Source organism: Rhodohalobacter sp., from assembly GCF_034521535.1.
In the GTDB taxonomy this organism is placed as follows: domain Bacteria; phylum Bacteroidota; class Rhodothermia; order Balneolales; family Balneolaceae; genus Rhodohalobacter.
The window spans coordinates 216,867-234,426 of record NZ_JAXHMF010000006.1; the positions used below are offsets into that span (position 1 = coordinate 216,867).

Below are 17,560 nucleotides of genomic sequence, written 5' to 3' on the forward strand. Positions count from 1 at the left end.
TCTTATTTGTTACCACCGGAATGCATTACAGGCAAAGGTCAGACCTCCGCCGGATCCCATCATCACAATGATATCGCCTTTGTTTAGCTCTTCATCGCGTACGGAGATATCCATGGCCATACCGATTGCCGCAGATCCGGTATACCCATATTTACTCATGATGGTTGTTGCGGTATCTCTCGGCAGCCCCAGATTGTCCATCGTTTCCCAAATCTGATTGATGTTGATCTGAGTCATATATGCCCGTTTAATTTCGCTCACATCGAATCTACCACGCTGAGCTACCGTTTTGATCATGTCAGTCCACATGATTGGATTGAGTTCCTTGGGGAATTTTTTAGCAAAGACCAGCTTGTGCATGTTGGTTTTAAGACTCTCTTCATCAACGGGATGAGCTGATCCTCCGTGATAGATTCCCATATAATCATTGTATTCACCGCGTGTTCTCATGTCGGATGCAAGATGGTGTGAGGTCTCGGAGGTCGTAGCTTTCAACACAGCAGCTGAAGCACCGTCCGCAAAGAGCGTCACCGTTTTTTTATCATCCAGATTCAGGTATCGGCTCATCCCGTAAGCTCCGATTACCACTACATGTTCATAGTTCTGATCCGCTTTGATAAAATTTACGGCCGTATCCGTGGCAGCCACGAAACCTGCACAAGCAGTATTCAGGTCAAAACTGGCTGCATTTTTCAGGCCGGCTTCATAACTAACTACTGATGCGGTTGACGGGGAGATAAATTCGGGGGTATCGGTTGAGATGATCAACAGGTCAACCTCTTCAGCGCCTATTCCCGCCATCTCTAAAGCACGCTCAGTTGCTAGCACACAGAAATCACTTAATTTTTCGCCTTCACTCATCCAGCGGCGCTCTTTGATCGTCAAATTTTCCTGAAGCCAGGTATCCACATCCTCGCCAAGACGATCGTTGAACCACTGATTTGGTACTACCCTGTCGGGCACGGCCATTCCGGTACCTATGATCCTGGCATTTCTCATGAGATGATACCTCCATCCACACTGATCACGGTTCCTGTAATAAATGAAGCTTTGGCGGACGCCAGAAACGTGTAGGCATTGGCGATATCTTGCGGTTTGCCCATTCTTCCCAGCGGTGTTTTCCCAACCATGTGCTCAATCACATTTTCAGGCATTTTCTGTACCATCTCAGTTGCGATAAAACCCGGAGCTACTGCATTCACCCGTATACCCTTCGAACCCAGCTCCCTGGCCCATGTTTTAGTCATACCAATCACGCCCGCCTTTGTGGCTACATAGTTTGTCTGACCAAAATTACCATACAAGCCTACCACAGAACTGGCATTTAAAATGACGCCTTGGCCGGCTTCCAGCATATGATTAACAATTTGACGCGTACAGTTAAATACACCTGTCAAATTCACATCAATTACATTCTGCCAGGTTTCCGGATCCATTTTCTTCAATGTTTTATCCAATGTGATCCCGGCGTTGTTGATTAGCACGTCTATCCTGCCATAGGTGTCAATAATCTCCTGAACCGCATTGCCAACCTGTTCAAATTGGGTCACATCTACCTTCTGGAACATGCACGAGACATGATCCGCTTTCAATTCATCTATGAGTTCTTTACCGGCAATATCATTCAGGTCCCAGATTACAACTGTACCACCGAGTTCAGCGAAAGCTTTGGCGGTCGCTTTCCCGATTCCTGCCGCTCCGCCCGTGATTAGTATAACTTGATCTTTAAATTCCATTTTGTTTTATATGTTTGAAAAATTTCAAATGTTATTTATGAAAAAAACAAGCCTGTCTTTGATACCCTAAAACCTAAATTTGCGGGGTCTTCTTCAGTTGCGGTTTAATCGTTTCCTGCCAGGCATCCAGGAAATTTCTGTTGTACTCATTCATCAGCTCGTAAAACTGTTTCATCTCCTCCATGCGACTCTTGATATGATCTGTCTGATTATCCTTCATGTCCAGATGTTCAACCAATTCGCTGAATTGCGCTGCCATCTGCATATTCTTTTTCATAGAAGCTGCGTAATTGGCAAAAGCCTGCCCGAAGATATCTGGTGAGGCTCTGTAAAAATCTTTTCTCTCTCCCGGTATCCAAACCTTTTCAATCAGGTTGTGATCTTTCAGTTTTCGAGATATTTGAGAAATGGGGCCTTTACTCATCTGAAGCCTTTCGGAGATCTGATCCAATGAAAGCGGTTCCGGGGATGCGATCAACAATGCTACGATCTTGCCCATTAAAGAACTATGACCCTGCTTGGCATATGCTTCTGAATATGCATTGATGAGCTGTTGAATCAAATCCTGTTTATTCATCTGTGCCTCACAGTGTTTGTTTCATTTGATATATTTCAAATTATACGAAATCACTTTACAACGCAAATAAATTTAAACCAAAATGCTTAGAAAGCTACTGACAGACAGGCTATAATATTGTTATTTTTTACTTTAGACGAACTAAAAAAGAAAAAGTTCAGAACTCTTTTTGGAAATAAATTTGATGGCAGAAATCGTATAGCGTTCAGGTAACTTTGACCGGCCATTTAACAATTTTAAAAATAACTCTCTCCTACTCTTATCTTTTTTCAGAGCTTTAGATCTCCTCTTCAGATTTCAAATAACTAATTGTTCTTTGGGGGAATGGGATGACCACACCTTCTTTATCAAATCGTTTTTTAATACTTTCCGTGACATCACACTGTAATATAAACGCATCCTGTGCATTGTCGGCCCAAGCCCAGCCACGAACCGTTACCGAAGAATCCAAGAGGCTCAGCACTTTAACAAGAACTCTTGGAACGTTGTTTTCAAGATCTTCCGGCTTTCGTATATCAATATTCAGTGGGTGGTTTTCGATCTCTTCGGCTATAATCTTTTTTGCCAGGTCGATATCCGATCCATAACTGATCCCCACGTCAATGAAGCGGCATATCCTTGAATCACTAAAGTTGGAGTTGATCAATACTTCTTCACTGATAACTGAATTTGGAATGATAATTCGCTGATTTTCAAAATTACGAATCACCGTATGCCTCAGGCTAATATCCTCCACTATGCCTCTCAGATCGGTTCTAAGTGTGATTCTATCATTAATCACATACGGTTTATAAATCACGATAAAGAGTCCGCTAATGATATTTGCCAATGCCTGTTGAGATGCAAAACCAACAGCAATCGCCAAAATTCCGGCACCTGCCACCAGTGATTGCGCAATGTGTTCGAGAGCCGGAATTCTCCATATTGCAAAACTAAAACCGACTATATAGATAATTGTGGATAAAGAGTGCTCAATAAATTTATAGTTCGTCAGATCTTCATCTTGAGTTACCTTTTTAGCTATAAACTTTTTAAATAGACTTTTAGAAACTCTTGCTAAAACTATAGTTACAATTATTATTATAACTACAGTTATTGGCATTTGATATTGAATAAGGAAATCTGATAGTATATTAAGTATCATTTTGAGTAGTATCTTCGATGGAATTTTCAGTCTCTATTTCCGGGATTTGAGGCAGCTCGATTGAACCTGCATCCCGGTTGGGAAATGTAATTTCTGTTTCTGATGTAAATCCTTCTCTTACAGGTATGGATCTTTGAACAACGTAGGGTTCAGGTTTTTGATATGGTTCTACAGATCCGAAATCCCATTTGTTGTTTTCGTTTTCATCCTGATAGATAACAGCCCTGTATTCCAAAGGAGGAAGATTTTCAATTTCAATCATTGATCCGGTAAATGTAGTATCAACAACAATACTCCTGTCCACATCTTGAACCCTCAGACGCAGTGGCAGTTCATCCCGGGCGTTTTCAATCGTAAACTCGATACTACCCAATTGATTTCTCTGCCAGATTTCAGGGTTGATTCTCAAATACTCTGATTCCCATGGATCCCAGACTCTTATTTCATATCTAAGACCACTCTCCCACACACTGTCTTTTGGAGAAACTCGCAATATATGACGCTCAATTTCAAAATTGGGCCAGTCCTCAAACATTTGATCCCCTTCAAAAACCAATAATGAATCGGAAATAGTATCATCATCTATAAATTTGGAATAGGTTATTTCAAGCGGTTCATCCGGAAATAATCCATTTTCTGAATTATGTGATATGGGCCTTAATGCGCTGGTATCAGGCTCCGATGAACCTACAAAAGGATCGATGTTCACCTCTAAAGAGTTGCCTGCCAGATCTGAAAATTCGTTAGGCAGTACTGTGAAAAACTGACCTTCTTCCATAGGCTGCTCCGACTCGGCAAAGAAAACGGTCGCATCAGATTCTTGCTTGTATAGCGGATATGCGGTTGTAACACTGCTGCCAAGAGTGTCCTCAATAGTTATGAATGCATTCGATGACCACTCTACCTCTTCACTGTTTCTGATTCTCAATCTTCTCTCAGACAGCAGCCCAACACCTTCCAAAACCGGTGCTACGGTATCAGGCATTGAGACAAATAGAGTCCCCAAATCAAATTCACCGTTTTGCTGCAACTCAAATCGTTCGAATGAAAACGGTTGTGCATCTTCCCGCTGCTGCTCCCAGATACGATTCCGATTCACATCATTCACCCAGATTGCCCTGTATTCACCTTCACTCAAATAACCAAAGTTCACAACTCCTGACGTATCACTTTCAGCCACATAATTGGCCCGTGATGAGAAATCTACGGGTTCACGATATAAAAAGACTCTTCTGCCACTCTCCCCGGCTCCGGTTTCAGCATCCAGTACTTTTGCCGTTACTGAACCTTCATCCAATACGTCTCCGGTTGAAAGTGCGAGATCAAATGAGCTCGACATCTTATTTCGTTGAGTGTCTGTGACATCCAGTCCAAGCTTCACAACCAAGGTTGTATTTTCAGGGAGGTCTTCCTCAAAAGAGATGATCGCTGTTTTCCTACTGAAATTGACCTCAAACGGGATAGCCAGATCCGGTTCTATGCTTACATTTTGCCGAACCGAGTTTCTGTCTACAAATTGATCGAACGTGAAACGCACCTCATCACCCGAAAAGTTGGTTGTGCCGACCTCAGGAGTCGTTTCAATAACTTCAGGCCCTTGTCTGTCGGGCGGACCCCCTGACGGAGCTACCGGCGTGGCACAGTTAACGGCAATGATCAATGATACGAGAAGTGTGAATCCAAAATAGAAAGCCCTTTTCAGGCCTGATTTTTGATCTGATTGTTGTTCTCTGTTCATGTAATTTATGGACTGCAATGTTAGTGCTGCAAATATATGGAATTTGAGCTTCGATTCTTATTGTTCCGGTTCATTTATTTATCAGTAAAATCAATTTGACAGTCGATTCACCACAATTTATGACCCCAGTGATAAAGATCTTTGACCTCTACCTTAAAAGCAGTATCCATGTGGGACTGGCTGTAAGCAGTTTTACGGCACTAACGTATCTTCATCTCGGGAGTCCGGTCAATACTGAACTTCTGTTTTTCTGCTTCTTCAGTTCCGTCGTTGCCTACAATTCAATCAAATACCTGGAATTGTTTGTACAAGGTAAAAACTCACTTTCCACAAATTTAAAAGTCATTCTGATTGTTTCGGTCCTGGCTTTGGCAGGTACGGCCTATTTCATTCAAATATTTGGATGGATTGAATTACTTTTTCTGGCAGCCTTGAGCCTTATCTCCTACCTCTATTCCCACACGCTGCTCAACAGATTTAGAAGTCTGAGAAGTATAACGGGTATTAAAATAGTAATTATCGCAGCCGTTTGGACCGGTTTAACGGTTATACTTCCCGGGTTAAGTGAAAATCTTGCGAATGAACTACGTTTATGGGTAGAAGCATTTCAACGATTTCTGCTGGTTATCATCCTAACATTACCTTTTGATTTGAGGGATCTTCGAGCTGACATCGGAGAAATTAAAACCGTACCTCAACTAATCGGTATCAAACAGACCAAAATTCTCAGTGGTGCACTGTGCTCCCTGATTATTATTTCAGAGCTGATGTTTCCATACAAAGCGATGTCATCAGGTATCATTTTGACAGCCGTTACAATTTTGCTTTTTATAATAACCGCTAAACTTGCCGTTTATCAATCGGAATACTTGGCATCTTTCTGGGTTGAAGGAATTCCCATCGCATGGTTTGTTATACTTTATTTATGGTTATGAGTTAAATTACAGCTTTAGGATTGTCGCACACTTCCCTATTTTCAATCTTTTAATAATGCATCTAAGAATTAATTATGTACATCAATAAGCCTGCGTCTTATACTGATTATTATGAACTCACAATGGCGCAAGGATATTTCCTCTCCGGTGAGTATAAAAAAGCAGCCGGGTTTGATTACTTCTTCAGAAAAATCCCTTTTAAAGGCGGCTATGTAATTTTTGCCGGTTTAAACGAACTGATCAATACAATTAAAAATCTCGACTTCAGTGATGAAGAAATTGAGTATTTGAGAAAAGAAGGTTTTCAGGAAGAGTTTTTAGAATACCTGAAAACCTTTGAGTTTAAGGGCAGTATATACAGCGTGAAAGAAGGCGAAATTGTATTTCCAACGGAGCCGATTTTAAGAGTTGAAGGTAATCTTCTTGAAACTCAGCTCATAGAGACCCTTTTGCTCAACATCCTGAATTTCCAATCTTTAATCGCCACAAAAGCGGCTCGGATCAAGTTGGCCGCAGGCGAAAAGTCAGTAGTCCTGGACTTTGGGTTACGAAGATCTCAGGGGCTTGGCGGTATCCACGCAACACGCGCGGCAATGATCGGAGGGTTTGACGGAACTTCAAATGTGTACTCGGCACAACGTTTTAACGTGCCTGCTGGCGGAACAATGGCTCACTCCTGGGTTCAATCATTTGATTCAGAACTCGACTCCTTTCGTACGTATGCCAAATACTACCCGGATGATACCACCCTGCTCGTTGACACATACGATACATTGGGATGCGGAGTTCCAAATGCCATCAAAGTGGCCAAAGAGCTGGAAAAGCGCGGTCATAAAATGAAAGCAATCCGTCTTGACAGCGGTGACCTTGCCTATTTCTCCAAACAATCCCGTAGAATGCTGGATGATGCCGGCTTAGAGTACGTTAAAATTGCCGCCTCAAATCAGCTGGATGAACGGGTTATTCATAGTTTAAAGACACAAAACGCACCTATTGATATATTCGGCGTGGGAACTCGACTGGTAACCGGACACACATCACCCGCTCTGGATGGCGTATATAAACTAAATTCGGTGAGCGGTGAACCAAAGCTGAAAATTTCTGAAAATATTGAGAAGATCACACTCCCCGGTAACAAAAAGATTTACCGATACTGCAATGATGATGGCACTTTTTACGGGGATGCCGTTCTGTTTGATGACGAGAAAGTTATTGAACGAATGCATCACCCTACATTTCCGGCCAAGAAAAGTGATCTAACCAGCAGAACTTATGAAGAGCTTTTGAAACCCGTTATCAAACAGGGAAAAATAGTGAGTGAATTGTCTGATATTCAGGAAATTGCCGATTACGCTAAAACCCGTCTGTCACTGCTTCACCCGGAATATAAACGACTCGAAAATCCACACATCTATAAGGTGGGTATAAGTACCAAACTGATGGAAAAACGAGATGTACTTTTAAAACTTTTTAAACCCTGAAAGCATGAAAGCACTGTTAATCGTTGATATTCAATACGATTTTTGTCAAGGCGGAGCCTTAGCTGTTCCCGATGGAGACACAATCATTCCTACCGTTAATAAGCTTATTGATCACTTTGATGTGATTGTACAAACCCAGGATTGGCATCCGGAAGGCCACTCCTCTTTTGCGTCATCCCACCAAGACAAAGAGCCTTTTGATACGGTTGAGATGGATTACGGAACTCAGGTACTCTGGCCGGACCACTGCGTTCAGGGATCGAAAGGTGCCGAGTTTCATGAGGATCTGAACACCCTCAAATCTCAGGTAATCATTCGCAAAGGATTTCGTAGAGCGATTGATTCGTACTCCACATTTTTTGAGAATGATCAAAAAACAGCCACCGGTTTAACCGGTTATCTGAAACAGCGTGGAATTACGGACCTCTACACGGTTGGACTGGCTACTGATTTTTGTGTGAAATGGTCTATTCTGGACGGTATAGATGAAGGATTTAATATGCATATTGTAGAAGATGCCGTAAAAGGCATTGATTTGGATGGCTCATTGGATGAAGCCTGGGATGAGATGAAAAAGAAAGGCGTTAAGGTAACTCAGTCAGAGGATATTTTATCATAACTTTCGTTGAATCTGCTGACTGAAACTCCTATATTTTCAGTCTTGGATTTTTTGGAGAGATGCCAGAGTGGTCGAATGGGCTCGCCTGGAAAGCGAGTGTGCCCGCAAGGGTACCAAGGGTTCGAATCCCTTTCTCTCCGCACTTATATTTAATATACTTCTACTATATTTCAACCCCTCTTAAATACTTCTTTTTGCACAAGAGGGAAGAGAAGCCTGCCCCGCCGAAGGGAAATCAAGCCGACAGGCGCAGATCGGGGAATCCCTTTCTCTCCCTACATTCTTCGTCAGACGGCTTGAGTCCGTCAGACGAATGCCCACACCGCGCAAACTGAATATAATAAATACTGTTTCACCTTTCATATCTTAATCGGCTCTTTCATATACGATCTCAATAAATCTTTTGCGACCGTCACTTCCGGAAGTTAAACTTCTTCAAAACATTTCCAGTCTATCATAAATGATACTCAAAACGAGCTTTTGACTGTCTGAATAATTTCTCGAAGCGCCTGTTGTTTTAAGAAATTAAATTTTCTTTTTATTAATGATTTTCTGATCGTCACGATTTTATTACATCGCACTTCGGATTGAACAGGCAAGGCTTCATCTGTATCTTTCTCCTCAAGTTGATAAGAAAAGTCATTATCACGAATTGTACTTGTTACCGGGCAAATTAAAACATCTTCATCCAGATCATTGGACTTTTGATTTGAAACAATAACTGCCGGACGGTATTTATACTTCTTCAGATTATCTGAAAAAGGATAGGGTACTATAATAATATCTCCCTGTTTATACATATCCCTTTTGTTTGAAAAACTCATCCCAATGTTCGTTTTCGGGAGTGTCCCACAACTCTTCGAGCGATTTTTCAGATAATTCAGTTAAATCGGATGATTTTTCAACCTCTTCAAAAGACAGTTCATCTTCCAGAATCATCTTTTTTATTTCCACACGAGTCTCTTTAGGCAGTGTGTTATATAAATCAAGTACAGCTTTAGCCTGACGTGAAATTTTATTTTTTGTAATCATTTCATTTCACCGGTAAAAAATAAGTAAATATTCCGTTTATGTATCGATAACGATAACAGTAATCAATTATCACAATATTCAAAAATTTCAAGCTCAATTATACAGCTATATTTCTATTGAAAACATGAAAACCACCGTGGAAAATCAACAAACTTCATACACCGTAAACCCGAAACCGTAAACCGTATACCGCTACATTCAGCTCACTTAATAATTAAAACGCTGTCTTGTAAATGCTTTTACGGGCTCCCCGTCCTGTCGGGCCGGACGAAATCGCCACTGCATGGCCGCGCGTAATACGGCATCCATCAGCCCGTATTGAACAAATGGTAACTCTTCGTAACTGTCTCCGGCTTCATTATAGAGACGAATTTCCATCACACTGGCCTCCTCAACATTTCCTTCCCGATCAACCAAAAAGTTTACAATCATCTCCAGCCTGCCTTTGTACTCTTCAGGAACGGCATCCGGTGCTGTAGCTTCAACTATCCGAACCACTGTTGGCGGTATTTGTGGATTACCTACAATACGCTCCTCATCACCAAATTCACCGGTGCCGAATCCCTCTTCCAATTCGGGTAAATCCGGAAGATCTAAATCGAGTTCCACATCCAGCTCAATTTCTACAGTTTCCTCACTTGGAACCGGATTGGGTAAAATAGGTCTGGGTGGCGGTGGCGGTGATGTTTCCTGCCTGGTAATCTCAATTTCATCCAGAAAAACTTGCTCCTGCGGCGGTATCTCAAAATTTAATTGTGGATTGTACTCATCTGCAGGCCAAAATCTTATCATAATGATCAGCAAGACTTCTACTATAACTATGGCAAGCAGATACCGGTTGCGATAAACCGGCTCTGGGATTCTGCGTTCTGTAGATTCTTGAGTCAAATTCTGAAAAATATGATTGAAGCTTAACGAGTGACTAAACTAACGAATTATAGCCTGATTTGATTTGACTGAAGAGAAAATTATTTCAAATCGATTAAGGCTCTTCGGATGAAGCCGTCATGTTTCAAAAGCTCTTTCTCAGCCTGAGGTTTATCCATGTTACCCAAAGCCATCAAAAGTGCCGTTTTGACGTGATAATCAGCTTTATCTAAATATACCGTTGCTTCTTTGTACTCAAGGCCGGCAAGCATCATTACAATTCGTTTGGCTCTCTCTTCCAGTTTTTTATTCGTCAACTGTAAATCTACCATAACGTTCTGATACACTTTACCCAAACGAATCATCGCCCCGGTAGTAAGCATATTGAGAACCATTTTTTGAGCAGTAGCACTTTTCATTCGGGTACTTCCCATAATCACTTCCGGTCCAACCGGAATATCAATCATATGATCTACCTCAAGATCAACCTGGTCAGAAGAGACAGTGGTTACAAAAATCGTTGGCGATCCTATTTTTTTAGCTTTTTTGATAACACCGTGAACGTATGGAGTACGACCGCTTGCAGCTAAGCCCACTATAATATCATTAGAGTTTACATTTAACCGATCTAACTCGCTTTCTCCCTCTTCTTCGCTATCCTCCGCTCCCTCCTGGGCAACAAACATCGCTTCTTTACCACCGGCTATAAACCCTTGGACGGTTTGGGGATCGGTTCCAAAGGTGGGCGGACATTCGGATGCGTCCAAAACTCCTAATCTACCGCTGGTTCCTGCTCCAAAATAGAGCAATCTCCCTCCTACTTTTAACCCGGATACAATCGTATCAATAGCCGAGGCAATTTCATCTAACCGAAGTTCAACGCTTTCAGCAACTTTTTTATCCTCAGAATTTATGATAGAGACTATCTTACGGGAATCTGCTAAATCGATCTCCCTGCTGGCAGGATTCCGTTGCTCAGTTAAAAGTTTTTCCAGCTGCTTAAATAAGGTTTGATCTTCCTTCACAAATTACTTTGTTCTGTTTTTCCACCAATTATCTGCAGAAGGTTCTGCAATAACTGATTTTTGATTACCTTCGGCCTCATTTGACCTGCCTTTGAGAAGTGAAGATACGATAGAAATGACTTCCTGATTGTCGTTTTTATGAAGCGTATCTACAACCGGTGTAAAATAATTTTGAACAAAATGTGTATCGTAACTCCCGTTTACGAATGATTCATGCTGAAGCGTAAACTCACAAAACGGTATAGTTGTACGTACACCAGATATTTCATATTCATCCAATGCGCGCAACATTCTTCTTATGGCAGATTTTCGATCTACTCCATGAGCACACAGTTTGGAGATCATCGGGTCATAATTGATGGTCACTTCCTGACCCTCTTCCACACCTGCATCCACTCTTACACCCGGTCCGGCAGGAATTCTGTGCCTGTGAAGAACACCTGTGCTGGGTAAAAAGTTATCAGACGAGTCCTCTGCATAAATTCTGCACTCAATAGCATGCCCATTTGCTTTGATATCATCCTGCGTGAAGGGTAAATCTTTACCCTCTGCAATATCTATCTGTAAAGCAACCAGATCGAGTCCTGTAATCAGTTCTGTTACAGGATGCTCTACCTGAAGCCTTGTATTCATCTCCAGGAAATAAAAATTGAGATGTTTATCAATTAAAAACTCTACCGTTCCTGCCCCAACATATTTACACGCTTTCGCAGCATTTACAGCCGCCAGTCCCATTTCTTTTCTAAGCTCTGGAGTTAAAACAGATGAGGGCGCTTCTTCAACTACTTTTTGATGTCGCCTCTGAATAGAACATTCCCGCTCAAACAGATGAACAGTGTTTCCTTGCTCGTCAGCTATAATCTGAAATTCTATATGCCGGGGTCCTTCGAGATATTTTTCAATGTAAACCCGGTCGTCACCAAACGCATTTTTTGCTTCTGATTTGGCCGCTTTCACACTTTTATCAAAATCTGCAGAATCGTGTACAATCCGCATTCCCTTACCACCGCCACCGGCTGCTGCTTTTACTAACACCGGATATCCGATTTCATCAGCTATCTCCCGGGCTTTATCGATGTCCTTCATTGCAGACTCCGTTCCGGGTGGATATGGGACGTTAGCTTTTGCCATCAGCTCACGAGCTTTGGTTTTATCTCCCATTAAGTCGATTGCGTCGGGTTTTGGCCCGATAAATATGATACCGGCTTCCTTGCATTTTTCTGCAAACACGGCATTTTCGCTTAGAAAACCATATCCGGGATGAATTGCGTCTGCACCCGTATCTTTCGCCGCCGATATAATTTTTTCCATAGACAGGTAGCTCTCCGAAGATGCGGCTTCGCCTATAAAGACAGACTCATCAGCAGCTACTACATGAGGTGCAGTGGCATCGGGTCTGGAAAAGACGGCTACAGTTTTAACATTTTTTTCTTTGCAGCTTCGAATAACACGCAGGGCAATCTCCCCGCGATTTGCGATAAGAACCTTTTTTATTTGAGGCATGAATAGATTTTAAAACAGGTTTTCTTTGAACATGGAAGGAATTAGTGACCATGGATTCTTCGTTTCTTCTTCCCAAACATAGTGTTCATGGTCTATAAATTTCAACCATAATATTTCACTCATTTTTTCTGTAGCGTCACGATTTGGATCATTAAGATAACTTAAAAGTCGAATATCGACTGTAGAAATATCTCTTAAAATCTCTTCGTCGTGCAGATTGGGTATGAATTCAATCGGGTTGTTGTAATAGCTGTTATCGTCCTTGAAACCGTCCAAATGCACATTGATATCATAATAGCCTGAAAGAGCCAGTACTTTATCCACCAGCTTTGGAAATTTAAGTGCAAAAACGAGAGAATGGTAAGCACCTAATCCGGCACCGGTTGTAATTAAATACGGATTTGTGTTGTACTCCTCAATAAAAGGCATCACTTCATCCTTGATATACATCTGATACTGATTCTCACGAATTACGCGAGTATATGGGTCTACATCTTTGTTGAGAAAACTTTCGTCATCAATATTGTCTACGCAAAAAAATTGATTATAACCCAGATCAATCTGTTCTTCGACAACATCCATAATCCCCTGATCTTCCCATTCAAGATAATTTCCGTGTTCTGTAGGAAAAATCAACACAGGTGTACCCTCCTTCCCAAACACCAGCATCTCCATTTCTCGGCCTAATGTTGGGCTTTTCCACTTTCTATATTCTCTTTGCATAGATCACTTTAATTTATCAGTTATTGAATACAGGCAGAATACAACTACTTAATTATACCAACTGCCATCCCAAAACGCACCAACTTATTTTTAAAAGCTCTTGCTGTATAAACATATTACTCACAAAATGTGAATCTGTAATAAAAAGCAGATTTTATTGGATTACAACATCACAAGAGCAGATGTAGAAAGATAGGAATTTTTTAATCTCTTGTAAGCGCTTTTCTATGATAGAGAAGAAGATTTCAAACTTATGCAGTTCTCAACGTGTACATCACTTTTGGAACCATTGAAAGCTTTTCAGTGGAGTTAAGGTAGGCTCTGTGTTGATAGACATTGAAGTTATTCTCTTCAATTTTGGAAAGAATTCGAGAGTAATTTTCACGCGCCAGGCAAACCGGTAATCTGCTATCTCTGCTGAGCATAGATATTCCTTTATCGGAACTCTCGTAATAATCGTTAGCACGCTTGATTTGAAACTCCATAAATGAGATAAACCTTTCATCCAATGTGTGATTGAATAGATCACTTTCAGAAAGTCCGAACTCATCCAGTTCATCCTGAGGTAGGTAGATGCGGTTTCTCTCCAAATCTTCGCCAATATCTCGCAAAATATTGGTCAACTGCATTGCTATTCCCAAATCCACGGCGTGTTCAACGGCTTTTGGATTGCTATAACCGAATACTTCACTCGTCATCAAACCAACAACTGAAGCTACCTTGTATGAATAATCATAAAGCTCATCGAAGTTTTGATAGCGACTCTTTACTAGATCAGTTTTAACTCCATCCATGAGCTGAAGGGGTAGATCCAAAGGTATTTTATAGAGTTCGAGTGTATCGGAAAATGCGATCAGAATCGGGTCATCCTGTTCAGCGCCCCTATATGTATCAACCAGTTTATTCTTAAAAGCTTCAAGTTTTTCTAAAACATCAAGCTCGCTGATTTTCTTTTTCAGAATTAAATCTTCAGCCTCATCTACTAAATCATCCAGATATCGACACAAACCGTATATAGCAAAAATACTTCTCTGCTTATGATTTGGAAGAAATCTTGTAGCCATATAGAACGTCTTCGCGTGCTTACGGGTTATTTCCCTGCAGTGCGAATAAGCTTTTTTTAGTCTTTCGTTATCGAGCTCAGTAATAACAGACTGATGAAAATTTGTCTTTTCATAGATGGGCCTGAGTAAGGAATATGGATATTTTAAAATACCTGTCATCGTGGATAGATTTATATCATTCATAATATGAAATGCTACTCACAGTGCAAATAGTTCCTCGACAACGAAAAATTTATCAAAAACTTCTTTTTTTCTACTATTTTAACTTCAACTTAATTAAGGGTATTTTAATTTTTTGTATTCTTTTAAGGATCATAACAAACCAATATTCGAATGAAACCTCAAAACAAAAAAATTACCATTTACCAGGTAGCCAGCCGCGCAGGTGTTGCTATTTCGACGGTATCGCGTGTATTAAATAACTCGCCCAATGTGTCTGATAAAACAAAAGAGAAAGTTCAGACGGCAATTGATGAATTAAATTTTCGTCCTCAGGTTAGTGCAAGAAAACTTGCCAGCAGAAAACCGCAAATGTTAGCTATTGCGGTCCCCTCTTTTACAACACCCTATTATAATGAAGTACTAAAGGGTGTAAAGGATGAAATTGACGCCATGGATCTTGATATCGTCATCTACAATACAGGTTCAAAAAATCCTAAAGAGGGAATTGAAAACTTTTTTAACCGGGGAACAGCTGATACTGTAATCAGCATCAGTATAGATATTGATGAAAGTATTCATCGTCAAATTCAGGCTTCGGGAATGCCAATCGTGCTTATCGGCAGTTCACATCCGGAATATGACTATATCGATTTGAATCATCGAAAAGGCGGCTTTATTGCCGGTGAGCACCTTGTAAAACAAGGATACAAGAATATTGGTTTGATCCGCCCTGCCCTGGAAACAAAAGCAGGCATGTTACGCGAGCAAGGTTTTATTGATGCTTTGAAAGAGTTTAAAATGCCAATCAATAGGGATCTTTTTCTCACAGGGATTAGTACAAAACATGCCGGTTTTACTGAAGAGGCAGGATTTGAGGCAATCTACGAATACGATAAACTAGGCGAATTTCCTGATGCCATTTTCTGTGCCAACGATACTCAGGCAATCGGAGCTTATCACGCACTTAATAAGCTTGGCATACGGGTTCCTCAAGACATCGGTTTGATGGGATACGACAACATTAAGTTTACGAAGTACCTGGATTTAACAACCATGGATCAAAAAATGTATTCCATCGGTGTTCAGGCCACAAATAGATTGGCCGAAATCATTGCCGGGGATAGAGAGAATAAACTTCAAATTGCTATAGACCCTGTTTTGGTAGCCCGGAACTCAACAAATAATCCAAATAAATAGATCAGTAGAATGGATCAGCAGGAGGCGCTCACTCACTGTATAACTACATCAAATACCACACTACCGGAAATTGATGAACCTTACAGAGGAAAAGTCAGAGATGTTTATTCGTTGAATGAAAAAACCCTGGGAATCGTAGTTACAGACAGAATTTCTGCATTTGATCACATTATGAGGCAGGCTATTCCATTCAAGGGGCAAATTCTAAATCAGCTGTCTGAATTTTCATTCAGTAAAGTTGAAGACATCGTGCCCAGCCATATTATTGATGTACCTCACCCCAATGTTACAATCGCTAAAAAATGTGAACCGATTCCCATTGAAGTTGTGATTCGGGGATATCTGACAGGACACGCATGGAGAGTATACCGCTCTGGAGCCCGGGAGATATGTGGCGTACGAATGCCGGACGGAATGATTGAACATCAGAAATTTCCCGAGCCCAATTCTCACTCCTGCCACAAAAGCGACCGAAGGTCACGATGAAGATATTTCTGAAGAAGATATTTTGAATCGAAATATCGTCGATAAAAGCCTTTGGAAACAAATACGATCCGTTGCTTTTCAACTGTTTGAACGCGGTACTAAAGTAGCTGAGGAACAGGGATTGATACTTGTAGATACGAAGTATGAATTTGGTATTTATGAAGGTGAATTAACCCTTATTGATGAAGTCCACACCTCAGACTCCTCTCGCTATTTCTACCTGGATGGTTACGAGGAACGACAAAAGAACAGGGAACCACAGCGACAACTTTCAAAAGAGTTCTTGCGGGAGTGGCTGATGGAGCACGATTTTCAGGGAAAGGATGGCCAATCACTACCCGATCTGCCCGATCAATTTCGATGGAGTATCTATCAACGCTATTCCGAACTGTTTGAAACGTTATCCGGCACTACTTTTGAGCCGAAAATAATCAGAAATATCAGCTCAGATCTGGATCAAGCTTTTAAGCAGTACGTCTGATTTTTCAAAGATCCCGTTTTACCGCAATAAATGCCGTGTGGTAGTGAACATTCACCTTTCCGTTGTTTTTCTCTCTCCAATAGTTATCCAGCAGCCGCAGCTGTTTAGTGCTAAGCTTTTTTCCGGTCAGGCTAGTGCCTGAGCCGGAATTCTTTAATTCCCGGTAGAATTCATAAACCGACGAATATTCAAGATTTGTCTGATCTTCATAGTAATCAACTTTTACAGGCCCCATCGATAGCTTTATAACAATTTCTTCTAAATCGGGCAGAGGATTACCGGTATATGGCAATCCCAGATCAAGACAGTTTTTGCGCCACTGTGGGAAGGTATCATCACCGGGAAAGGACATTAGCAATAACCCGCCGGGTTTAAGCGAGGGAAGCATTTTGGCAACGGTCTCAGCAGGATGTTTTAGCCAGTGAAGCAGAAAGTTGGACGTTATGAGGGAGTATTTTTCTTCTTCCCATTCGGCAGATTCAACATCCATATTCTGATATTGAAGATGGGTGTGATCAGACAGCTTCTTTTTATTAAGCTGCAACATCTCATCAGAAGCATCTGTAACAAGAACTTCCCTGTTGGAATACATTTTTGCGATGTGCTGTGTAAGCAGACCTGTCCCCGCACCTACTTCAATAACCGGTCCTTCCGGAATAGAGAACTGCCATGGGCTTAGAGCTTTGGCAAGTCGCTCTGCAGTCTCTTCCTGTATTCTAGCAAATTGATCGTAATCTTGAGCTGATTCAGAAAATCGATTGACGATCTGCTGCTTTGGGAAATCCATTAT

At 41.2% G+C, this 17,560-nt stretch carries 19 protein-coding genes and 1 tRNA gene; 7 read left to right on the plus strand and 13 right to left on the minus strand.

Annotated features, from left to right (window positions below; all coding sequences use genetic code 11):
• Positions 1 to 9: 9 nt before the first annotated feature.
• The 5 genes from U5K35_RS13285 to U5K35_RS13305 all read right to left on the minus strand — a co-directional run bounded on the left by U5K35_RS13285 (position 10) and on the right by U5K35_RS13305 (position 5,195).
• A complete protein-coding gene (locus U5K35_RS13285) occupies positions 10 to 999 on the minus strand; it encodes a ketoacyl-ACP synthase III (RefSeq protein ID WP_322571976.1) in 990 nt (329 codons plus the stop codon).
• Positions 996 to 1,736: a 3-oxoacyl-ACP reductase FabG gene (fabG, locus tag U5K35_RS13290; protein ID WP_322571977.1), complete on the minus strand. Its 741-nt coding sequence runs from the start codon at positions 1,734 to 1,736 to the stop codon at positions 996 to 998. The genes U5K35_RS13285 and fabG overlap by 4 nt, the downstream gene beginning before the upstream one ends.
• A gap of 73 nt (positions 1,737 to 1,809) precedes the next feature.
• Positions 1,810 to 2,313, minus strand: coding sequence for a hypothetical protein (locus tag U5K35_RS13295; protein ID WP_322571978.1), 504 nt, complete (start codon positions 2,311 to 2,313; stop codon positions 1,810 to 1,812).
• Between the two features lie 277 nt (positions 2,314 to 2,590).
• On the minus strand, positions 2,591 to 3,415 hold the full coding sequence (locus U5K35_RS13300) for a mechanosensitive ion channel family protein (protein ID WP_322571979.1): 825 nt from the start codon (positions 3,413 to 3,415) through the stop codon (positions 2,591 to 2,593).
• Positions 3,416 to 3,446: 31 nt separating this feature from the next.
• Positions 3,447 to 5,195, minus strand: coding sequence for an Ig-like domain-containing protein (locus U5K35_RS13305; protein WP_322571980.1), 1,749 nt, complete (start codon positions 5,193 to 5,195; stop codon positions 3,447 to 3,449).
• 128 nt (positions 5,196 to 5,323) lie between these two features.
• Here U5K35_RS13305 and U5K35_RS13310 point away from each other — a divergent pair, with 128 nt between their 5' ends.
• The 4 genes from U5K35_RS13310 (at position 5,324) to U5K35_RS13325 (ending at position 8,370) form a co-directional block, all read left to right on the plus strand.
• Entirely contained in the window at positions 5,324 to 6,130 is an 807-nt protein-coding gene (locus tag U5K35_RS13310) for a hypothetical protein (protein ID WP_322571981.1), read from the plus strand.
• A 74-nt stretch (positions 6,131 to 6,204) separates the two neighbouring features.
• Positions 6,205 to 7,611 carry a nicotinate phosphoribosyltransferase gene (locus U5K35_RS13315; protein ID WP_322571982.1) on the plus strand — a complete coding sequence of 469 codons (1,407 nt, stop codon included), beginning with the start codon at positions 6,205 to 6,207 and terminating at the stop codon, positions 7,609 to 7,611.
• A gap of 4 nt (positions 7,612 to 7,615) precedes the next feature.
• Positions 7,616 to 8,230 (plus strand): bifunctional nicotinamidase/pyrazinamidase, encoded by a 615-nt coding sequence (gene pncA / locus U5K35_RS13320; protein WP_322571983.1) that lies wholly within the window; start codon positions 7,616 to 7,618, stop codon positions 8,228 to 8,230.
• A 53-nt stretch (positions 8,231 to 8,283) separates the two neighbouring features.
• Positions 8,284 to 8,370: transfer RNA gene (locus tag U5K35_RS13325), tRNA-Ser, on the plus strand.
• A 327-nt stretch (positions 8,371 to 8,697) separates the two neighbouring features.
• On the opposite strand, the gene U5K35_RS13330 is transcribed toward U5K35_RS13325, so the two are convergent.
• From U5K35_RS13330 to U5K35_RS13360, 7 genes are all read right to left on the minus strand, one after another.
• Positions 8,698 to 9,030 (minus strand): type II toxin-antitoxin system PemK/MazF family toxin, encoded by a 333-nt coding sequence (locus tag U5K35_RS13330; RefSeq protein ID WP_322571984.1) that lies wholly within the window; start codon positions 9,028 to 9,030, stop codon positions 8,698 to 8,700.
• A complete protein-coding gene (locus U5K35_RS13335; protein ID WP_322571985.1) occupies positions 9,023 to 9,262 on the minus strand; it encodes a hypothetical protein in 240 nt (79 codons plus the stop codon). The genes U5K35_RS13330 and U5K35_RS13335 overlap by 8 nt, the downstream gene beginning before the upstream one ends.
• A 207-nt stretch (positions 9,263 to 9,469) precedes the next feature.
• Positions 9,470 to 10,150, minus strand: a complete 681-nt coding sequence (locus tag U5K35_RS13340) for a hypothetical protein (protein WP_322571986.1) — start codon at positions 10,148 to 10,150, stop codon at positions 9,470 to 9,472.
• A gap of 80 nt (positions 10,151 to 10,230) precedes the next feature.
• The gene (gene murQ / locus U5K35_RS13345) at positions 10,231 to 11,154 is read right to left on the minus strand and encodes an N-acetylmuramic acid 6-phosphate etherase (RefSeq protein WP_322571987.1); all 924 of its coding nucleotides are present in this window, start codon (positions 11,152 to 11,154) and stop codon (positions 10,231 to 10,233) included.
• 3 nt (positions 11,155 to 11,157) lie between these two features.
• A complete protein-coding gene (gene accC / locus U5K35_RS13350; RefSeq protein ID WP_322571988.1) occupies positions 11,158 to 12,657 on the minus strand; it encodes an acetyl-CoA carboxylase biotin carboxylase subunit in 1,500 nt (499 codons plus the stop codon).
• A gap of 9 nt (positions 12,658 to 12,666) precedes the next feature.
• On the minus strand, positions 12,667 to 13,380 hold the full coding sequence (locus U5K35_RS13355; RefSeq protein WP_322571989.1) for an alpha/beta hydrolase-fold protein: 714 nt from the start codon (positions 13,378 to 13,380) through the stop codon (positions 12,667 to 12,669).
• Positions 13,381 to 13,631: 251 nt separating this feature from the next.
• Positions 13,632 to 14,627 (minus strand): phytoene/squalene synthase family protein, encoded by a 996-nt coding sequence (locus U5K35_RS13360; protein WP_322571990.1) that lies wholly within the window; start codon positions 14,625 to 14,627, stop codon positions 13,632 to 13,634.
• Positions 14,628 to 14,777: 150 nt separating this feature from the next.
• Here U5K35_RS13360 and U5K35_RS13365 point away from each other — a divergent pair, with 150 nt between their 5' ends.
• The 3 genes from U5K35_RS13365 to U5K35_RS13375 are packed head-to-tail and all read left to right on the plus strand — an operon-like array spanning position 14,778 to position 16,770.
• Positions 14,778 to 15,803: a LacI family DNA-binding transcriptional regulator gene (locus U5K35_RS13365; RefSeq protein ID WP_322571991.1), complete on the plus strand. Its 1,026-nt coding sequence runs from the start codon at positions 14,778 to 14,780 to the stop codon at positions 15,801 to 15,803.
• Positions 15,804 to 15,812: 9 nt separating this feature from the next.
• Complete coding sequence (locus U5K35_RS13370) at positions 15,813 to 16,289, plus strand: phosphoribosylaminoimidazolesuccinocarboxamide synthase (protein ID WP_322571992.1); 477 nt, start codon at positions 15,813 to 15,815, stop codon at positions 16,287 to 16,289.
• A complete protein-coding gene (locus tag U5K35_RS13375; RefSeq protein WP_322571993.1) occupies positions 16,222 to 16,770 on the plus strand; it encodes a phosphoribosylaminoimidazolesuccinocarboxamide synthase in 549 nt (182 codons plus the stop codon). The genes U5K35_RS13370 and U5K35_RS13375 overlap by 68 nt, the downstream gene beginning before the upstream one ends.
• A gap of 4 nt (positions 16,771 to 16,774) precedes the next feature.
• Here U5K35_RS13375 and U5K35_RS13380 read toward each other — a convergent pair whose 3' ends face one another.
• Positions 16,775 to 17,557 (minus strand): methyltransferase, encoded by a 783-nt coding sequence (locus U5K35_RS13380; RefSeq protein WP_322571994.1) that lies wholly within the window; start codon positions 17,555 to 17,557, stop codon positions 16,775 to 16,777.
• Positions 17,558 to 17,560: the final 3 nt, after the last annotated feature.

Excerpts from the sequence above, each read along its gene's own strand:
- U5K35_RS13285 (WP_322571976.1), bottom strand. The coding sequence starts at position 999 with ATGAGAAATGCCAGGATCATAGGTACCGGAATGGCCGTGCCCGACAGG.
- U5K35_RS13305 (WP_322571980.1), bottom strand. The coding sequence starts at position 5,195 with ATGAACAGAGAACAACAATCAGATCAAAAATCAGGCCTGAAAAGGGCT.
- U5K35_RS13380 (WP_322571994.1), bottom strand. The coding sequence starts at position 17,557 with ATGGATTTCCCAAAGCAGCAGATCGTCAATCGATTTTCTGAATCAGCT.
- U5K35_RS13370 (WP_322571992.1), top strand. The coding sequence starts at position 15,813 with ATGGATCAGCAGGAGGCGCTCACTCACTGTATAACTACATCAAATACC.
- U5K35_RS13330 (WP_322571984.1), bottom strand. The coding sequence starts at position 9,030 with ATGTATAAACAGGGAGATATTATTATAGTACCCTATCCTTTTTCAGAT.
- pncA (WP_322571983.1), top strand. The coding sequence starts at position 7,616 with ATGAAAGCACTGTTAATCGTTGATATTCAATACGATTTTTGTCAAGGC.
- U5K35_RS13355 (WP_322571989.1), bottom strand. The coding sequence starts at position 13,380 with ATGCAAAGAGAATATAGAAAGTGGAAAAGCCCAACATTAGGCCGAGAA.
- U5K35_RS13295 (WP_322571978.1), bottom strand. The coding sequence starts at position 2,313 with ATGAATAAACAGGATTTGATTCAACAGCTCATCAATGCATATTCAGAA.
- accC (WP_322571988.1), bottom strand. The coding sequence starts at position 12,657 with ATGCCTCAAATAAAAAAGGTTCTTATCGCAAATCGCGGGGAGATTGCC.
- U5K35_RS13300 (WP_322571979.1), bottom strand. The coding sequence starts at position 3,415 with ATGCCAATAACTGTAGTTATAATAATAATTGTAACTATAGTTTTAGCA.
- U5K35_RS13360 (WP_322571990.1), bottom strand. The coding sequence starts at position 14,627 with ATGAATGATATAAATCTATCCACGATGACAGGTATTTTAAAATATCCA.
- U5K35_RS13335 (WP_322571985.1), bottom strand. The coding sequence starts at position 9,262 with ATGATTACAAAAAATAAAATTTCACGTCAGGCTAAAGCTGTACTTGAT.
- U5K35_RS13315 (WP_322571982.1), top strand. The coding sequence starts at position 6,205 with ATGTACATCAATAAGCCTGCGTCTTATACTGATTATTATGAACTCACA.
- U5K35_RS13365 (WP_322571991.1), top strand. The coding sequence starts at position 14,778 with ATGAAACCTCAAAACAAAAAAATTACCATTTACCAGGTAGCCAGCCGC.
- fabG (WP_322571977.1), bottom strand. The coding sequence starts at position 1,736 with ATGGAATTTAAAGATCAAGTTATACTAATCACGGGCGGAGCGGCAGGA.